Source organism: Streptomyces sp. NPDC043680 (assembly GCF_056436685.1).
The window spans coordinates 335,306-353,183 of record NZ_JBWKCE010000004.1; the positions used below are offsets into that span (position 1 = coordinate 335,306).

The following is a 17,878-nucleotide window of genomic DNA, read 5'->3' on the forward strand; positions in this document are numbered from 1 at the left end:
GTGCGTGCCCGCGGGTGACATCGCGGGCGACACGCTGCGCGCCCGGGCCGCACCCCGCGGTCGCCGCCCTTGACTGTCTGCGAGGCAGTCCTGGACCTCCCCTGTGGCGGCCTGCCCCCGAGTCGGCAAGGAAGAGAGATCCTCATGCGTGGTGCCGTACTGCACGCCCCCGGCGACATCCGGGTGGAGGAGGTCGAGAACCCGCGGATCACCGCCCCGACCGATGCAGTGATCCGACTGGCCGCGACCTGTGTCTGCGGATCGGACCTGTGGCCGTACCGCGGCATCGCGTCCGTCGAAGGCCCCACCCCCATGGGGCACGAGTACGTGGGCGTCGTCGAGGAGGTCGGCAGCGCGGTCGAGCACATCAAGCCCGGCCAGTTCGTCGTCGGCTCTTTCGCCACCTCCGACGGCACCTGCGAGATCTGCCTCTCCGGCTACCCGTCCTCCTGCGTCCACCGCGTCTTCCAGTCCGGGACCCAGGCGGAGCGCGCCCGGATCCCGCACGCCGACGGCACGCTCGTGGCCACCCCGGGCATGCCCGACGACGACCTGCTCCCCAGCCTGCTGGCCGCCTCCGACGTGCTGGGCACCGGATGGTTCGGCGCCGTGGCCGCCGAGGCCGGCCCCGGCAAGACGGTCGCGGTCGTCGGCGACGGCGCGGTCGGGCTGCTCGCGGTGCTCGCCGCCAAGCAGCTCGGCGCAGAACGGATCATCGCGATGAGCCGCCACGCGTCGCGGCAGAAGCTCGCCTCCGAGTTCGGGGCCACCGACATCGTCACCGGGCGCGGCGACGAGGGCGTGGCAAGGGTCAAGGAACTGACCGGCGGCCTGGGTGCGCACTCGGTCGTCGAGGCCGTCGGCACCCAGGAGTCGATGCTCCAGGCCGTCCGCTCCACCCGCCCCGGCGGACACGTCGGCTTCGTCGGCGTCAACCATGACGTCACCCTGGCCGGCGACGAGCTCTTCTTCTCCCAGGTCCACCTGCACGGCGGCCCCGCTCCGGTACGCCAGTACCTGCCGCACCTGATCGACCTGATCTGGAACCGCGAGATCAACCCCGGCAAGGTCTTCGACCTCGACCTGCCGCTCGACCGGGCCGCCGAGGCGTACCAGGCCATGGACGAGCGCCGCGCCATCAAGGCACTCCTGCGGCCGTAGCCCCCTGCCCTTCCCCGGCGATCGGAGCCCGTGTGAGCACCTCCGTGCTACGCACCCCCGTGATACCGGCCGTACCGCGCGAGCGGACCGTCGGCCGTGCGCCGGCCGTCGTCCTGGCTCTGCTGACGGTCTTCGGCCCGATCTCGATGGACCTCTACCTCCCGGTCCTGCCCGGGCTGACCGGCGAGTTGCACGCGTCGACCTCGGCCGCGCAACTGACCGTCACCCCGCCTGCCTGCTCGGCCTCGCCCTGGGCCAGCCGGCCGCCGGGCCCCTGTCCGACCGGTTCGGCCGCGGTCTTCCGCGAGGAGACCCTGCCCCGCCAGGACCGCACCGTCGGAGGGCTCGTGCAGACCGGCCGCGACGTCCGCCGGCCGCTGACCGGCCGCGTCTTCCTCGGCGACGTGCTCATCACCGGCTTCGTCAACGCCGCCCTGTTCGCCTATCTGAGCGGCGCCACGTACGTACTCCAGGGCATCTACGCATCTTGTCGCAGCGGTATTCGGTCGCGTTCGGGCTGAACTCCCTCGGCTTCATGGTGTTCGGCTTCGCCGCGGGACGGCTGTCCGCACGCTGGTCGGAGCGGGGCACCCTCGTCCTCGGCCTCGCGACGACCCTGCTCGGCGTGACTGCCCTGCTCGTCACCGCGGCCCTCCGCCTGCCCCCGACCGCCATGGTCCTGTCCCTGCTGACCCTGGTCAGCGGCGTGGCCACCACCACCCCGCCCTCCACCTCGCTCGCCCTTGCGGACCACCCCGAGGTCGCGGGCACCGCGTCCTGCCCCCGCACCACCGGCCACTGACCCTCCCCGCCGGCTCACGTCGAACTCCCGGGCCGCCGGGGGCGGCAGTCCGCGTCGCCCGAGGCGATGCACCGTTCCACGGTGCCCCCGACCCACGCGTCGCCGCGGTCAACACCCACGGCACCACGGTCCGCCTCAGCCGATCTGGCGGCGGACCAGCTCGTGAAAGAGGCCGCCCGTATCGGCGAGCAGTTCCGCGGGCGGCCCCTGCTGGGCGATCCGGCCGTCCGCCATGACGATCACCCGGTCGGCATCCATGACGGTGGACAGCCGGTGGGCGATCACGATGCGGGTGCAGTGCAGGGCCCGGGTGGACTCGATCACCACGTGCTGGGCTTCGTTGTCCAGCGCGCTGGTGGCCTCGTCCAGGAAGACGATGCCCGGCTTGCGGATGAGGGCCTGTGCGATCATCAGCCGCTGCCGCTGGCCGCCCGAGACGGTGCCGCCGCCGTCGGACAGCATCGTGTGCAGGCCCATGGGCATCGCCTTGATGTCCTCGGCCAGGCCGGCCATCGCGGCGGCCTCCCACACCTCCTCCAGCGTGTACGTCTCCGCGCCGCTGATGCAGTCCAGGATCGAGCCGGAGAAGGGCTGTGCGTTCTGCAGGACCACCCCGCACTGGCGGCGCACGGCCGCCTGGTCGAGGGCCGCCAGGTCCTGGCCGTCGTAGAGGACGCTGCCGGCGGCCGGCTTGTCGAAGCCGATCAGCAGCCGCAGCAGGGTCGACTTTCCGCAGCCGCTGGCGCCGACGATCGCCACGAACTCACCCGCCCCCACCCGGAACGACACGTCGTCGAGGACGAGCGGGCCGTCGTCGGCATACCGGTAGGACAGGCCCTTCGCCTCGACGGCCCCGCTCAGCACGCCCGGCCGCGTACTGGACCCGCGGACCTCCGGGGCCGCCCGGAGGATCGGCTTGACCTGCTCGAACATCGGCTGCACCGCGGCGGCCGAGAGGAGCACACCGGTCAACTGGGTGACCGAGGAGAGCATCATCGTCACGGCGGTGCTGAAAGTGAGGAACTCACCGGCGGACATGCTGCCCCTGGCCGGCCCGGCCAGCAGCATGAACATCACGAGCGTGCACAGCGGCAGACAGACCGCGTTCAGCACCGTGATGACGTTCTTGATCCGGCCGATGCGCTGCTGGAGCTCACGGGTGCGGGCGAACTCCCTCGCCCACGCGGCGTAGGCGAAGCTCTCGGCCGCGGCCACGCGCAGCTTCGGCAGCCCGCGCAGGGTCTGGAACGCCTGGTTGTCCAGCTTGTGGCCGAGCTTGATCAGCTGCCGCTGGTAGCGCAGCTGCCACAGCCCCAGGCCCAGGAAGACCGCGGCGACGACGACCAGCATGGCGAGCGCCGCCATCGCCAGCGGCACGCTGTACACCAGCAGCAGTACCAGGTTCATCGCCGCGACGGTGCTCGCCTGTACGGACACCGAGCCGATCCCGGACAGCAGGCTGCGGATGGAGCTGATGCCCAGGGCGGCGCCGGCCAGTTCACCGGTGGAGCGGCCGGCGAAGAAGGTCACCGGCAGCCGCAGCAGCCGGTCCCACACGGCCGGCTGCAAGGTCGCCTCGACCCTGCCCTCCATACGCAGGATGGCGAGGTTCTGCAGCAGCATGAAGGCCGCCGAGACGACACTGCTCGCGATGAGGGCCAGGGCGGTCTGGACGATGAGGCTGTCCTCGGCGCGCGGCACGTACTCGCCGAGCACCTTGCCCGTCGCGATGGGGACGAGGGCGCCCAGGCCCACCGCGACCAGCCCGCCGAGGAGGAGGCTGCGCCATTCCCTCCCGGTGCCGCGCACGCTGAAGCGCAACAGCCGCAGCAGGGACGGACTGCCGTCGGGCAGCGGGCGGTAGAACATGACGGCACGCGGTTCGAGGGCGTCCCGGTTGTCCTTGTCCACGCGCTCGCGGGTGCCGGCCGCGGGGTCGACGGCCTCGTATCCGCCGCGCCGCCACAGCAGCGCCACCGGCGTCCCGTCCGCCTCGCGCAGGCCCACCAGGGGCCCGCTGTCCTCCCGCCACCACCGGTCGCCCAGCTTGACGGTCCGGGTGCGGACCCGCGAGGCGAGTGCGATGCGTTCGACGGGATCGACCCGCCCGGAGGCGGCGGTGCCCACCTCACCCCGCTCGGACAGGGCGATGCCGGCTTCCGCGGCCACCAGGCGGCACACGGCGAACACCGCGTCGTCGCTCGCGCCCCCCCGGGAACCCCTGCCGGACCGGCCGATGGACGCCAGCAGGGCGCGGTCCGCCTGGGTGCGGGCGGCCTCTCCGGCCTCGATTCCGGCCGCGGTGCGGTCCTCGTGGGCGCGCTCCAGCTGCTCGATCCAGTCGTCCAGGGCGTACAGCAGCCGGTACTGCTGGTCGACCATGCCCTGCCACACCGCCGGGTCGAGGAGGAGGGCGCCGGTGGTGTCGTACCCCTCGTACCCCTCGTACGCGGCGCCGTACTGCACGCTGCCCGGAGGGATCGGCATCCACAGGATGTCGTCGTCGTCGGCCCCGGCGCGGCCGGTCGTGGCCCGGCTCTCCAGCGGTGCCTGGTAGAGGACGCGCAGGCCGCGGCCGACGCCGAGGGTGAAGGCGTATTCCAGGGGGCTCAGGGGTGCGGCGGCGGCCCCGTACTGCCCGCCGTACTCCCCGCCCGCCCACTGCTGCCCGGCCCACTGCTCTCCAGCCCACTGCTCTCCGGCCCACTGCTGCCCGGTCCATTGCTCCCCGGTCCACTGGGTTCCGTTGGGCGGGCGGTGCAGCTCACGCAGTTCGATGCGGTGCAGCCGGCAGCCGTGCAGGGGCCGGCCGACCAGGGTGTGCTCGGGGCCCTCGGCCGGGCCCAGCAGCAGGGTGCCCGCCCCCAGCCGGCCCAGGAAGTGCCAGTTGCCCGCCTGAGCGGCGTCGACGGCGAACAGGTCCAGCTCGCCCTCCACGACGAGCCACAGCACGAGGGGCCCTTCCAGGGACAGGCTGCGCACGCCCGTGCAGTCGACGGCCGAGCCCAGTGCGCCCAGGGCCGCCACGACGGGGTCGGGGGCCGGGCCGGGCCGGAGGCCGGTGGCCGTTGCGTGGTGGGGGGACGTCACCTCAGTGCTCCTTGACCAGTTCGGCGTACGCGCCCTGCGCGGCGAGGAGGGACTCGTGCCGCCCGCGTTCGACGACGGTGCCCCGGTCGAGCACGACGATCTCGTCGCTGTCGCGCACCGTGCTGAGCCGGTGGGCGATGACCACGCAGGCGCAGCCGCGCCGCCGCAGGCTGTCCATGACGATCTGCTCGGTCGCCGCGTCCAGGGCGCTGGTCACCTCGTCCAGGACCAGCACGCTGGGGCGGCGCACCAGCGCCCGGGCGATCTCCAGGCGCTGGCGCTGGCCGCCGGAGAAGTTGCGCCCGTCCTGCTCGACCCGGCTGTGGATGCCGCCGGGGCGACGCGCGACCACCTCGTACACGGCGGCGTCCTCCAGCGCGGCGACGACGTCCTCGTCCGGGACGGAGGGGTCCCACAGCGCGACGTTGTCGCGGACCGTGCCCTCGAAGAGGAAGACGTCCTGGTCGACGAAGGACACGGAGGCGGCCAGCGCGCCGCGCGGGATGTCCGCGAGGCGCATCCCGTCGATGCGGATGGTGCCCTCCCAGGGGGTGTAGAGGCCGGATATCAGCCGGGAGACGGTGGACTTGCCGCTGCCCGAGCCGCCGACGAGCGCGACCTGCTGCCCGGGCCCCACCGAGAGGGAGAAGCCCTTCAGCAGCGGTGTGTCCAGGGGGCTGTAGCCGAAAGTGATGCCGTCCAGCTCCACATGGCCCTTGAGGCGGCGGGTGCCGGCCGGCGGCTCGCGCCGCGAGTAGAGCGGGTCGACGGGGAAGTCCTCGACGTCCTTGAGGCGGGCGACGTCGGCCGCGAAGTCCTGGATCCGTCCGGCCACGCCGTTCAGCCGGGTGATGGGCGCGGTGAAGCTGGTCACCAGGGCCTGGAAGGCCACGAGCAGACCGACCGAGAGGTGCCCGTCCACGGCCCGCAGGCCGCCGATCATGAGGATCAGGGCGCTGTTCAGCGCGGCGAGCGTGGGAGCGGTGATCGCCAGCCAGGCACTGGGCACACCGAGCCGCTGCTGCACGTCGAGGGTGACCGCGTGCCGGCCGGCCCAGCGCCGGAAGAAGCCGTTCTCCCCGCCGGTGGCCTTCATCGTCTCGATGAGCTGGAGACCGCTGTAGGAGGTGTTGGTGAGCCGGGCGTTCTCGGCGCGCAGCTTCTGGGTGCCGGTGGCCCGTACGTGGATCGCGATGCGCATGGCCACGACGTTGAGCAGCGCGATCCCGATGCCGACCAGGGTGAGTTGCGGGTCGTACGTCCACAGCAGCACCGCGTAGAGGACGACGACCACCGCGTCCACCCCGGCGGCGGCGAGGTCCCTGGCCAGCGTCTCGGCGACGGCGTCGTTGGACTGCAGGCGCTGGACCAGGTCGGCGGGGTTGCGCTGGGAGAAGAAGGCGACCGGAAGCCTGAGCAGATGCCGCAGGAAGCGGGCGCTGCCGAGCGTGGAGGAGATGATGCGCCCCCGCAGCAGGTTGGCCTGCTGCAGTGCGGTGAGCACCGCCGTGAGCACCAGGGCCGCCGCCATCGACGCGAAGAGCACGCCCAGCAGGGACGTCTGTTCACCGATCAGGAACATGTCGATGTACGTACGGCTCAGCGCGGGCACCGCCGCGCCGACGACCACCAGCAGCAGACTGGAGAGCACGGCCGCGAGCATGGTGCCCGACGTGCCGCGCAGGCGGGCCGGGACCCCGCCCATGACGCCGGGCTTGCGGCCGGTGCGGCGGAAGCCGGCGTCGGGCTCGAAGGTGAGGACGACGCCGGTGAAGCTGGTGTCGAACTCGTCCATGGGGACGAAGCGCCGTCCCTTGGCCGGGTCGTTGATGTAGGCGCCCCGGCGGCCGAAACGCCGGCCCATCCCCTCGTAGACGACGTAGTGGTTGAACTCCCAGAACAGGATGGCCGGAGGGCGCATCCCCGCGAGCGCGGCCAGATCCATCTGCATGCCCTTGGCCGCCAGCCGGTAACCGCGGGCCGCCTTGAGGATGTTGCCGGCGCGGGACCCGTCGCGGGAGACGCCGCAGGCGCTGCGCAGCTCTTCCAGCGGGACGAAGCGGCCGTGGTGGCCGAGCACCATGGCCAGCGCGGCGGCGCCGCACTCCACGGCCTCCATCTGCAGCACGGAGGGGGTGCGTACCCGGCGGGGCGTGCGGCCGCGGGGGGCGGGCGCGGGGCGTCGACGCGCGGCGCGGCGCCCGGCGCTCCCGGGCTGCTGCGGGGCGCTCACGGCAGCAGCCAGTCGACGGGGCGCTGCGCGGCGAGGCGGACGGCTCCGGTGACGGGTGTGGCCGAGTCGACGGCGTACGGGGGCCCGTCCGAGGAGGACCACCGGTAGCCGGACCGGGTCGCGGAGGAGCGCTCCAGCTCCACGAGCACCGCGACGGGGTTCCCCTGCCGGGTGAACTGGGCGGCGAGCCGGCTGTCGCCGAGGAAGCCGGTGAGCTGCGCCCCGGTCTGGGGGGTCCGGCCGACCGCCTTGACGCGGCCGCGCAGCACGCCGAACCGCTGCTGGGGGACGGTCTGGACGGTGAGGTCGACCGCGGCCCCCACCGGGACGGTTCCGCCGCTCGGGCCGGCGACGTACAGCACGGCCATGAGCGGCTCGTCCGGGTTCTTCACGCGTTCCACAGTGGCCACGTCCGCGCCGGTCGTGACCACCGAACCCGTCTTGGCGACCAGCGTGGTCACCCGGCCGCCGGCGACCATGCGCACGACCTGGGCGCCCCGGTCCGTGGCGACCCGGAGCAGGGGCGCGTCCTGCGGCAGCAACTGGCCCTCTTTTGCGAGGACTTCGGTGACCTGGCCCGCGAAGGGGCTTTGCAGGAGGTAACTGCCTTCCGCATGGGTGAGAATGCCCGGCGCGCTCAACTTCGCGGACACCGTTCCGGTGAATGCCCAGAAACCGGCGAGTGCCATGACGGTGACGGTGACTGCCAGGACGAGCCGGCCCTGCGGGCGCGCGAAGCGTACGGGCAGATCGAGTTCTTCAGGTGATTGCAGCTTGGAAAGCGCCTTTTGGCGGAACTGCACGGATCCATTCCTTCACTGCAATTGCGGCAGGGGCAGCCGAGAACCCCGGAACGATGGCTGCGTTCCGGGGTTCACGGGCGACAAGGTGTCGTTGCTCAGAGACCGGCGACGCCGACCCGAACGCCGGCGATGCCGGTGACCTGGCCCGGGAGGGCCGTGGCGGCGTGGACCGTGTCCAGGGAGGTCACGGTGTTCACGACGTTGTAGACGTCGCCGAGCACGGCGCCGGCGAGACCACCGGAAATGCCGAGACCGCCGGAAACGGCGTCCAGCTCGGTGTCGGCGATCTCACGGGTCTCGATGTCGTTACGCATTGCTTGCGCACCCTTCATTCGTCTGACTGCTTCTCACCTGCCACGGCCAAACCGCGGCGGTGGGCAGATGTAAGCACGCGAACGGGCGGCCCGGCCAATTGTGTTGACGCCTCCCAGGGTGCCCGGCGACCACAGGATCGACAGATCTTCGGATTCATTTTCCGGATCAGTGCAACGTCTTCACAAGATCGAGTAACGGATCTGCGCCCTCCGCGGTGCTGGCGGGACGTAGCGGGACATACCACCAGCAATCGAAGGAGGTGTTCCCGGCATTCCGAGGGGTGACGCGCCGTCGGAAGCCCTTGGTACTCACACATGTGAAGATTCGCTGGAGCACCTCTCCGCGACGGAACCGCTACCGTACGTGTCGAAGGTGCCGTCGCGGCGTCGGCCGTCGAAGGGTGGTTCCGGTGCCGGCCCTGTCGGGCGGACGCCCTCCCGCCGGCCGGTCAGCCGAGGACGAGCGGGAGTGCGGCGGCCCGCTCGCCCAGTTCGGCCTGCTCCGCTTCGGTCGGGGCGCGCCGTCCGGTGCCGATCAGCAGCGCGTCCCCGTCGGAGAAGGACGGGGGAAACGCGAAACCGGCGATCTTCTCCAGCATCCCGCGTGACCCGGCGAGGGCCGCGGCGGGCGGTTCGGCGACGTCCGGGAGGTGGACGACGAGGTCGAGGTGGTGCAGCGTCCATTCCAGGACGTACGCATGGAGGTAGTCGCCGGCGGTGAGCACCTCGCCGCGCGTGGCGACCCGTAGCGCGGGGTCCACGAGCTCGGCGGCGCGGCCGGCGGCGGAACCGACGTCGTCGAGGTGGAACTTGAGCAGCCACGGTTCTCCGTACGCGGCGGCGAGGCGGACGGTCAGCGCATCGAGCGGGTCGTCGCCCGTCGGAGCCTCGACGAGGTTCCAGTAGGTCACCGCGTCGCGGGTCGGTTCCGTTCCGGCGGGGGTGGCGAGGGTGATCAGGACGTCCTGGGCGTCGATGACCAGGTGGCACACCAGGTCCCGCACGAGCCAACCGGCGCAGCCGGACGGGCGGGCGAAGTCCTCGTCCGGGAGTCCGGCGACCGCGGTGCGCAGCGCCGTCCAGGAGCGGGAGAAGAGGTCCACGCCCGCAAGCTAGCAGGTGGTCGGTGGCGGCCGGGCCCGGTCAGGCGGCGTGGCCGCCGTCGACGGAGAACTCGGCCCCGGTGATGTAGGCCGCCTGCTCGCTCGCGAGGAACGCGACCATGGCCGCGATCTCCTCCGGCCGCCCGAACCGGCCGAGGGCGGTCATCGCCGCCTGCGGGTCCGCGTAGGGCCCGTCGGCCGGGTTCAGGTCGGTGTCGACCGGCCCCGGGTGGACGATGTTGGCGGTGATGCCGCGTCCGCCGAGCTCGCGGGCGAGCGCCTTGGTGAGCCCGGTCAGTGCCGACTTGCTCATCGCGTAGAGCGTGCCGCCCGGGCCCGGCACCCGCTGGGTCATGCAGGTGCCGATGGTGATGATCCGGCCCCCCTGGCCCATCCGGCCCGCCGCGGCCTGCGAGGCGAGGAACGCGCCCCGCACGTTGACCGCGAGTACCCGGTCGACGTCGGCCGGTGTGAGCCCGTCGAGCGGACCCAGGACCCCGACGCCCGCGTTGTTGACCAGGACGTCGAGCCGGCCGAGGGTCTGCGCCGCCCAGTCGACGGCACCCGCGGCTTCACCGGCGTCTCCGGCGTCGGCCCTGACGGCGAAGCCCCGGCGTCCGGTCGCCTCGATCGTACGCACCACCTCCTTCGCCGCCGTCTCGTTGGCGGTGTAGGTGAGGGCCACGTCGGCCCCCGCCTCCGCCAGCCGTACCGCGATCGCCGCCCCGATGCCCCGGCTGCCGCCCGTGACCAGAACCGTCCTGCCGTTCATGCGTCCTCCTCGTGTGGTTGCCGGTTCAATGAAATGCCAGGGTGATCGGCTGCGCTGGCGGGAATCCGACCTGGCGTTCGGGCGGGACGGCAGCTGCGGTTGCCGCTACGCGGTGGTGCTCACGGGCCGGGTCGGCCCGGTACCGCGGGCGGCGAACCGGAAGCGGTTGCGGTACTCCGTCGGCGTCGCGTCGAGCGTGCGGCGGAAGGCGCGGATCAGCGTGTCCGCCGTGTTGAAGCCGCACGTGGACGCGACACGTTCGAGGGAGTCGTCCGTGGACTCCGGCCGGTTGCACGCCACTTCGACGCGCGCCGACCCGACGTAGGCCGCCGGGGTCATGCCGAGTTCGAAAGCGCCAGCAATGGCGGATCCCCTCACCCCTTGAGGGGCGGCCCCGTTCGAGCTCCGGGCGCCCCGCATGCCCCGCGCGCCCGCATGCCCCCCCGTGTGCAGGTGCCCCGCCTGTGCAGGTGCCCCGCGATCCCGGGCGGGATCGCGGGGCGGTTTCCGCGCCGGCCTGCGGCCGGCCGTGCGGGACCTAGCGGGCGGTCTTGCCGCCGGCGAGCGGCCACTCGCGGTTGAGGGCGCCCAGCGGGATGCGGCGCTCGAAGACCGGCGTGCCGAACAGGGACAGCTGGAAGTGCAGCTGTCCGCTCAGGTCGAAGCCGCCGTACAGTGCCCACGCACCGCTCACCGAGGTCTTGCCGTCGGTGGACGCGGACGCCTTGGCGTCGGCCTCACCGCGCAGGTACGGGGCGAAGTCCGCGGAGACGCCCACGGCCCCGTACAGGCCGACGGAGGCCTCGGCGCCGAGGGCGCCCTTGACCCGTCCGGCAGCGGTGACCTCGGCCTTCACCGGCGAGCTCTGGACGTTCGAGGTGCTGACCGGAGTCCAGCCCTTGCCCGTCGCGTAGCTGCCGCCGACACGGAAGTCGCCCTTGACGTCCTGCCGGACTTCGAGGGTGACGCGCCCGTCGGCCTCCACCTGGACGTAGCAGGTCAGGTCGAGGTTGACGACGACCGGGACCGGGCCGACCTGGATGACCGGAGCGCTGTGCAGCTTGGCGAACGGGATCCGCTTGGGGGTACCCGTGCTCGCGGCGGCGTGGCCCTTCAGGCTCCACTGCGAGGACCAGTCACCGCTCATGCCGAGGAAGGCGGAGCGCGGTCCGGAGCCGCCCGAGCCGTCGTAGGAGAACTCCACGGTGGGGGCGAGCTGGACGAATCCGGAAACCGAGGCGCCGGCCGAGACGGGGGCGTCCGGGGCGGTGTCGATGGGGGCGTTCACATCGAGCCGCAGGTTGCCGAGGGGCAGCTTCGCGCCCTCGGGGCCGAACCGCACCCCCTGGCTCTTGGCCCAGGAGAACGTGACGCCCTTCATCAGGGGCTCGACCGTGACCGATGCCGGGTCCACGGGAACCTTGCCGTCGGCCTTGTCGTCGTTGAGGACGGAGGACAGCGTGGTGGAAGCGGTCTTGACCTCGGTGCCGAGGTCGGTCTTGCGGCCGACCTCGGTGACCTTCGCGAGGAGGCCGTTGGGGGCGCCGGGAGCCGGTGCGCTGGCGATGACGTCACCGACGGCGACCGGCTTGTCGGCCGTAGGGGAGGGGCCGGCCGTGGGGGAGTGGCTGGGCGCGGGAGACGCCGGCGACGTGCCGTGCGGAGCCGTGGATATGACGGCCCGTCCGGTCGCCTGGTCGTAGGAGGCGACCTTCAGCGAGGACTTCTCGGGGGAGCCCTTCCCCGCTCCGACGCGGGCGACGGCCGTCGGCGCGGGCGCGCCCTGCGGCGCCGCGGCCACGTCGAGCTGCTGCGTCCCGTCGGCGACGGACGCGAGGGTGGCGGTGCTTGCGGGGTCGGCGGCTCCGGTGTGCGTGGCCGAGGAGCAGCCGGTGGCGGTGAGTGCCAGCGTGGTGAAGCCGGTGAGCAGGAGGCGTCTGGCGAGCTTGGGCACGTACGTAAGACCTTCTGGTTGGGGGGAAGTTACGCTACTGACAAGTAACGTGAAGCCCGATCATGCCAGGCACCTCCACCCCACCAGCGATAACCGGCCATCCGTCGGCGGCGAGGCCAAGGAGCTCGGAGCAACCGTCCCCGACCGGTCGCCGCCCTCACCACCCGGTGGCCGGAACGGCCGCGTGCGGATGGCGGCTTCGCCAACGCGCGTACGCGGCGCCGGCGCGGCAGGTGCGCAGATAGCCGTCGGCCACGCGGCGCAGCAGCTCCGGGCCGCATTCCGGCAGCGGACCGTCGCTGCGCCAGGCCAGGACGTGGCGGTACCACAGCGGGTTCCCCACCAGGGGCCGGACCGCGAGGCCCGGCACTTCGGTGAAGGTGGCCTGGCAGAGGCTGACGGCCAGGCCGGCCCGCACGATCTCGATCAGCTGCCGCCCTTCCGCCTCGTACGGGGTGAAGGGGCGCCGGCCCGTCACGGCGCACACCGACGACCAGTACTCACGGGTCCGGTCGCTGTCCGGCCGGGGCGCCGCCCAGTCCTCGTCCAGGAGCTCCGCCAGGGCGACCTCTTCCCGGGAGGCCAGCGGGTGGGCGGCGGGCAGCAGGGCGAATATCGGCTCGGTGACGAGCGGATGGAGGAGAACGTCCGGCCGGCCCGGCAACTCCTGGTCGGGGTGGTCGCCGAGCACGGCCGCCTCCAGCCGGCCGGCCGCGAGATCGTCGAGGAGGGCGACGGGGGAGTACTGGCAGCGCGCGGTCACTTCGGCTTCCGGCAGCAGCTCCTTCACGGCCCGGATGAGGTGGCCGAGCAGGGGGGCGCCGACCGAGCCGATCCGGACGCGGTCGGCCCCCGAGGTCCGGCGGGCGGCGCGGGCGGTGTCGGCGAGCAGCCCGTCGATCCCCGGCAGAATGGCGTCGGCCCGTCGCAGGACCAGCTCCCCGAAAGGGGTGGGAGCGGCCCCGTCCTGCCGCCGGTCGAAGAGCGTTCCGCCCAACATGGCCTCGATGCGGCGCAGTTGGGCGCTGAGCCCCGGTTGGGTCACGCCCAGTGCGGCGGCGGCGCGGGTGAGGCTGCCCGCCTCGGCGATCGCGCAGATCACCCGCAGGTGCCGAACCTCCAGATCCATGGCGCAGATGGTACGCCTCCCATGTGAAATGTCACATGGCTGAAGATGGCTGGAGAAGGACCCTCAGCGTCCCGTCCCTGCCGGGTCCTTGAGGCCGACGTTCGCGTAGTCGATCTGGCCGCCGAACGACGTGTGGCCGAAGGCGCCGGCGATGTTCGTGCCCAGCAGCAGGGGCATGCGCTCGATGACGACCGGCGCCGTCGGGGCCTGGGCGAGGATCTGCCCGTCCAGCTCCTGCCATGCCCTGTCGGCCTGGCCGATGTCGGTCATGGCGGCGATCTGGTCCATGCGCTGCATGGTGGCCTCGTCGCGGAAGAGCGAGTGGTTCCCGGAGTTGCCCTTCTCCTTGATGTAGCGGCCGTCGAAGACGAAGGGCAGGAAGGTGGAGCCCGAGAGGTAGTCCGGGCACCACCCGGTGTAGACGAGGTCGGTACGGCTCTTGGTGTCGCCGATGGTGTCGTAGAAGGCGGACGGGTCGACGGTCTCGATGGTGACCTTGATCCCGATGCGCCCCAGGGACTGCTGGACGGCCTCCGCGACCCCCTTGTCCCCGTTGGAGACGGTGAGGGAGGTGGCGAAGCCCTCCGCCCTCCCCGCCTCCCGCAGCAGCTGCTTCGCCTTCTCGGGGTCGCCGGTGGCCGGGATCCCCAGCGTGTCGGGCTGTGTGCCGCCGAAGATCGAGCCGGGCATGAGGGCCGTGGCGATGTCGCCGAGGGCAGGGCCGCCGGAGGCGGTCAGGATGGCCTGGCGGTCGAGGGCGTACTGGACGGCCTGGCGGACCTTGACGTTGTCGAAGGGAGCGCGGCCCGTGTGCATCTGCACCATCTCGGTGCAGTTGGAGGACTCGGACAGCAGCCGCGCCCTGACATCGGCCTTGGTGAGCACCTTGGGGGTGCTCTCGGGGCGCAGCTTCCCCCAGGAGACGGCGGAGGCGTCGGCGCCCGAGGCCGCGATGAGCCGGTCGTCGATCTGGTTGGCCCGCAGCCCCATCATCACGACCACCTTGTCCGGGTAGGCCTTGCGCACCCCGTCCGTGGCCGGCTCCCAGTGGGCGTTGCGGACCAGCGTGAGCTGCTTGCCGCGGTCGTAGGTCTCGATCTTGTACGGGCCCGAGGAGAACGGGCGGCTGTCGTACTGGGACCCCGTGTCATGCGCCTGGGGGACCGGAGCGAAGGTGGGCAGCACGGTGGCATGGGGGAACTCCGCGAAGGGCTTGCGCAGTTCGAAGACGATCGTCCGGTCGTCGGGTGTCTTCACGGAGTCGAGGTGCTGGCCCTGCGCCGGGCCGCGGTAGCCCTCGGCGCCGGCGAGGTAGCGAGCCGCGTAGTCGGGGCCGCCGGGGAGGTCGGGGGAGAAGGACCGCTCCACGTTGTACTTGACGTCCTGGGCGGTGATCGGCGAGCCGTCCTCGTACCTCAGCCCCGCCTTGAGCCTGAAGGTCCAGGTCATGGCTCCGTTGGAGGAGACCCCGAGGTCCTCCGCGAGGTCGGGGGTGAGCTCCCCGCCCTTGGCGCCGGGCTCCGCCTTGTACGTGACCAGGGTGCGGTAGAGCAGCCGCGTGCCGAAGTCCATGTCGCCCATCACCCAGTTGCGGGCCGGATCGAGGTGCGTGAAGTCCTGGTTGGACAGGACCGTCAGGGTGCCGCCCTTCTGCGGAGTGCCGCCGATCACCGTGCCGGAGGCGGTCGTCGCGGGGTTGCGGCCCCCTCGGCCGGCGTCGGACTCGGTGCCGCCGAGACATCCGGCCGTGCCGAGGGCGAGGGTCGCCGCCAGCGCGGTGGCGAGGGCGGTGCGGGTGCGCAGGTCCATGGGAGGTCTCTCCGGGGCGAAGGGGAGGGGACGTCGCCCGAAGTGGCCGGGCGTGGCGACAATTTAGCCATGTGACATTGCACTCCCAAGATGTCGGTGCGGCATAACGCGGAGTTATGGGAAGGCGGGGGCTCCCGGGAGCGCGGGACGCCGAGCCATGCTCGGGGCGCAACGTCCCACCTCGTACCGCGGCCCACCCCCTCGGCCGTGAAAGGGATCCATGAACCCCGCCTACGCGACCGCCGACCACGTCTTCCGCGTGCCCCTGGACCACCAGGCCCCCGACGGCCCGGACATCGAGGTCTTCGCCCGTGAGGTCGCCGACCCGACCCGCGCCGGCGAGGAACTGCCCTGGCTGCTGTACCTGCAGGGCGGCCCAGGCGGAAAATCCCCCCGCCCGACGGCCGGTTCGCCGGGCTGGCTGCCCCACGCACTGAAGACCCACCGGGTGCTGCTCCTCGACCAGCGCGGCACCGGCCGCTCCACCCCGGTCACCGCCCGGTCCGCCTCCCGGTTCGACACCGCTGACCGACTCGCCGCGTACCTGGGCCACTTCCGCGCCGACGCGATCGTCGCGGACGCGGAGCTGATCCGCCGCAGGCTGTGCGGCGACTCCCCCTGGGAGACGCTCGGACAGAGCTACGGCGGTTTCATCACCCTCACCTACCTGTCCCGAGCCCCCGAAGGCCTGCGGGCCTGCTACGTGACCGGCGGCCTGCCCGGCCTGTCGGCCTCCGCCGACGACGTGTACGCCCGCACCTACCCCCGCGTACGCGACCGCGTGCTCGACTTCTTCGCCCGCTACCCGGACGACGCCCGGCGCCTGCGCACGATCGCCGACCTGCTCACCGCGGACGACGTCCGCCTGCCCGACGGCGACCGGCTCACCGCCCGCCGCCTGCGCACCCTCGGCCTCTGCCTGGGCATGGGCGACGGCTTCGAGCGGCTCCACTGGCTGCTGGAGGAATCCTTCGACGAGGGCGGCCGGTTGACCGACACCTTCCGCCACCAGGTGATGAACCTGACCGCCTTCACGGACAATCCGCTGTTCGCCGTCATGCAGGAAACGCTGTACGGCCAGGGCGCCGGGCCGACCGCCTGGGCCGCCTCCCGGACGCTCGCCGGCTTCCCCGAGTTCGCCGAGGAAGCGGACCCCCTGCTGTTCACCGGAGAGATGATCTACCCCTGGATGTTCCGGGAGATCACCGGCCTGCGTCCCTTCGCCGAAGCCGCCGAGCTCCTGGCACGGCGCACCGACTGGCCCGCGCTGTACGACCCCCACCGCCTCGCCGCCAACACCGTTCCCCTCGCCGCGGCCGTCTACCACGACGACATGTACGTCGACGCCGGCCTCTCCCTGCGCACCGCGCGCGAGATCGGTGCCACCCGCGTCTGGGTCACCAACGAATGGGAGCACGACGGCGTCAGCGCCTCCGGCGGTGCCGTCCTGGCCCGCCTGATGGACCTGGCCGCCGGCCGCGCCTGAACCCCCCGCCCGCCCCGACCCGAGGGATCCCCATGCCCCCTGCGCACCCCAGCCTGCGCGTGGCCACCGCGGTGGCCGCCCTCCTCACCGGCCTGACCGCCCCCACCACGGCCAGTGCGGCCCCGGCGCCGCACTCCTCCGCCCCCGCCGCCGACTGCGCCCTGCCCGGCAGGACGGGCTGGACCGACGAGGGCCACGACACCGACCCCGTCCAGTTCCAGCCGTCGACCGGCACCCGCCGCGTCCTGACCCTGTTCGTGGACTTCCCCGACGCGCAGGCCGACGGCTCCACCGACGCCTACGCCGCCCACCTCGCCCCCGCCGCCGACTGGCTGAGCGCTGCCAGCCACGGCCGCTCCCGCCTCGCCCTCAGCCCCCTGCGCCGCTGGATCCGCATGCCGGCGGACTCCGACACGTACGGCTTCGCGCGGGGCCTCACCTTCGAGGCCCACGAGAGGTACGTGCGCGACGCCGTCACGGCCGCCGACCCGTACACGGACTTCTCCCGCTACGACATGGTCTACATCGTGCCCACCAAGGCGGCCGCCGCCGTCTCCTTCTCGCCGACCTACCTCTACGACCCCGCCACCCCGGGCGTGAGCGCCGACGGCACCCGCCTGAAGTGGGCCGTGACCTTCGGCCAGGACATGTGGCACTGGGGACCCCTCGTCGCCGCCCACGAGACCGCCCACACCTTCGGCCTGCCGGACCTGTACTCCTTCACCGGCCCCACCCACCAGTACACCGGCGGCTGGGACCTCATGGGCAACATCGCCGGACCCGCTCCGCAATACCTCGGCTGGCACGCGTGGAAGCTCGGTTGGACACGCGACGACCAGGTCGTCTGTCTGCCCGCACGAGGGCGCCGCACGGTCCGGCTGACCCCGGTGGAACGCCCCGGCGGCACCAAGATCGCGGTGCTGCGCACCGGCGGGACCACGGCGTACGTCGTCGAGTCCCGTCGCGCGGAGGGCGGCGACCGGGCGGCCTGCTCCACCGGTGTCCTGATCTACAAGGTCGATTCAGCGGTCCGCACCGGCGAGGGCCCGGTCCGGATCGTGCCCGGCACACCGGCGGCAGCCCCGCCCGCCGGCTGCACCGCGCTCGACCTCGCTGCGTACGCGCCCGGGCAGGGTTTTGCCGACCCGGCCACCGGCGTCCGGATCGACGTCCTCGCGGGCGGGGCTGCGGGAGACGTGGTGCGGCTCACCCGCGGCTGAGG

At 72.6% G+C, this 17,878-nt stretch carries 14 protein-coding genes and 1 pseudogene; 5 read left to right on the forward strand and 10 right to left on the reverse strand.

Annotated features, from left to right (window positions below):
- Positions 1-144: 144 nt before the first annotated feature.
- From AC0666_RS11150 to AC0666_RS11160, 3 genes are read left to right on the forward strand one after another with little or no spacing between them, the layout of a single operon-like run.
- Positions 145-1,161, forward strand: a complete 1,017-nt coding sequence (locus AC0666_RS11150; protein WP_478707480.1) for a zinc-dependent alcohol dehydrogenase family protein — start codon at positions 145-147, stop codon at positions 1,159-1,161.
- A gap of 32 nt (positions 1,162-1,193) precedes the next feature.
- Entirely contained in the window at positions 1,194-1,682 is a 489-nt protein-coding gene (locus tag AC0666_RS11155; protein WP_478707481.1) for a hypothetical protein, read from the forward strand.
- Complete coding sequence (locus AC0666_RS11160; protein WP_478707482.1) at positions 1,649-1,963, forward strand: hypothetical protein; 315 nt, start codon at positions 1,649-1,651, stop codon at positions 1,961-1,963. Before AC0666_RS11155 ends, AC0666_RS11160 begins: the two co-directional genes overlap by 34 nt.
- A gap of 135 nt (positions 1,964-2,098) precedes the next feature.
- Here the strand turns inward: AC0666_RS11160 and AC0666_RS11165 are convergent, their stop codons facing one another.
- From AC0666_RS11165 to AC0666_RS11210, 10 genes and pseudogenes are all read right to left on the reverse strand, one after another.
- A complete protein-coding gene (locus AC0666_RS11165; RefSeq protein ID WP_478707483.1) occupies positions 2,099-5,053 on the reverse strand; it encodes an NHLP bacteriocin export ABC transporter permease/ATPase subunit in 2,955 nt (984 codons plus the stop codon).
- A gap of 1 nt (position 5,054) precedes the next feature.
- Positions 5,055-7,172 (reverse strand): NHLP family bacteriocin export ABC transporter peptidase/permease/ATPase subunit, encoded by a 2,118-nt coding sequence (locus AC0666_RS11170; RefSeq protein ID WP_478707558.1) that lies wholly within the window; start codon positions 7,170-7,172, stop codon positions 5,055-5,057.
- Positions 7,173-7,282: 110 nt separating this feature from the next.
- Positions 7,283-8,089: a hypothetical protein gene (locus tag AC0666_RS11175; RefSeq protein WP_468963721.1), complete on the reverse strand. Its 807-nt coding sequence runs from the start codon at positions 8,087-8,089 to the stop codon at positions 7,283-7,285.
- A gap of 95 nt (positions 8,090-8,184) precedes the next feature.
- Positions 8,185-8,403, reverse strand: a complete 219-nt coding sequence (locus AC0666_RS11180; RefSeq protein WP_356846164.1) for a hypothetical protein — start codon at positions 8,401-8,403, stop codon at positions 8,185-8,187.
- A 449-nt stretch (positions 8,404-8,852) separates the two neighbouring features.
- The gene (locus tag AC0666_RS11185) at positions 8,853-9,506 is read right to left on the reverse strand and encodes a maleylpyruvate isomerase N-terminal domain-containing protein (RefSeq protein WP_478707484.1); all 654 of its coding nucleotides are present in this window, start codon (positions 9,504-9,506) and stop codon (positions 8,853-8,855) included.
- A 40-nt stretch (positions 9,507-9,546) separates the two neighbouring features.
- Positions 9,547-10,278 carry an SDR family oxidoreductase gene (locus AC0666_RS11190; protein ID WP_468963723.1) on the reverse strand — a complete coding sequence of 244 codons (732 nt, stop codon included), beginning with the start codon at positions 10,276-10,278 and terminating at the stop codon, positions 9,547-9,549.
- Between the two features lie 105 nt (positions 10,279-10,383).
- A pseudogene (locus tag AC0666_RS11195) lies at positions 10,384-10,626 on the reverse strand (helix-turn-helix domain-containing protein); the annotation flags it as partial.
- A 190-nt stretch (positions 10,627-10,816) separates the two neighbouring features.
- Complete coding sequence (locus AC0666_RS11200) at positions 10,817-12,232, reverse strand: hypothetical protein (protein WP_478707485.1); 1,416 nt, start codon at positions 12,230-12,232, stop codon at positions 10,817-10,819.
- Positions 12,233-12,389: 157 nt separating this feature from the next.
- The gene (locus AC0666_RS11205) at positions 12,390-13,361 is read right to left on the reverse strand and encodes a LysR family transcriptional regulator (RefSeq protein ID WP_478707486.1); all 972 of its coding nucleotides are present in this window, start codon (positions 13,359-13,361) and stop codon (positions 12,390-12,392) included.
- Between the two features lie 63 nt (positions 13,362-13,424).
- Positions 13,425-15,170: an ABC transporter substrate-binding protein gene (locus tag AC0666_RS11210; RefSeq protein ID WP_478707487.1), complete on the reverse strand. Its 1,746-nt coding sequence runs from the start codon at positions 15,168-15,170 to the stop codon at positions 13,425-13,427.
- Positions 15,171-15,390: 220 nt separating this feature from the next.
- Here AC0666_RS11210 and AC0666_RS11215 point away from each other — a divergent pair, with 220 nt between their 5' ends.
- On the forward strand, positions 15,391-16,656 hold the full coding sequence (locus tag AC0666_RS11215; protein ID WP_478707488.1) for an alpha/beta fold hydrolase: 1,266 nt from the start codon (positions 15,391-15,393) through the stop codon (positions 16,654-16,656).
- Between the two features lie 32 nt (positions 16,657-16,688).
- Complete coding sequence (locus AC0666_RS11220) at positions 16,689-17,876, forward strand: M6 family metalloprotease domain-containing protein (RefSeq protein WP_478707489.1); 1,188 nt, start codon at positions 16,689-16,691, stop codon at positions 17,874-17,876.
- The last annotated feature ends 2 nt before the right edge of the window (positions 17,877-17,878 follow it).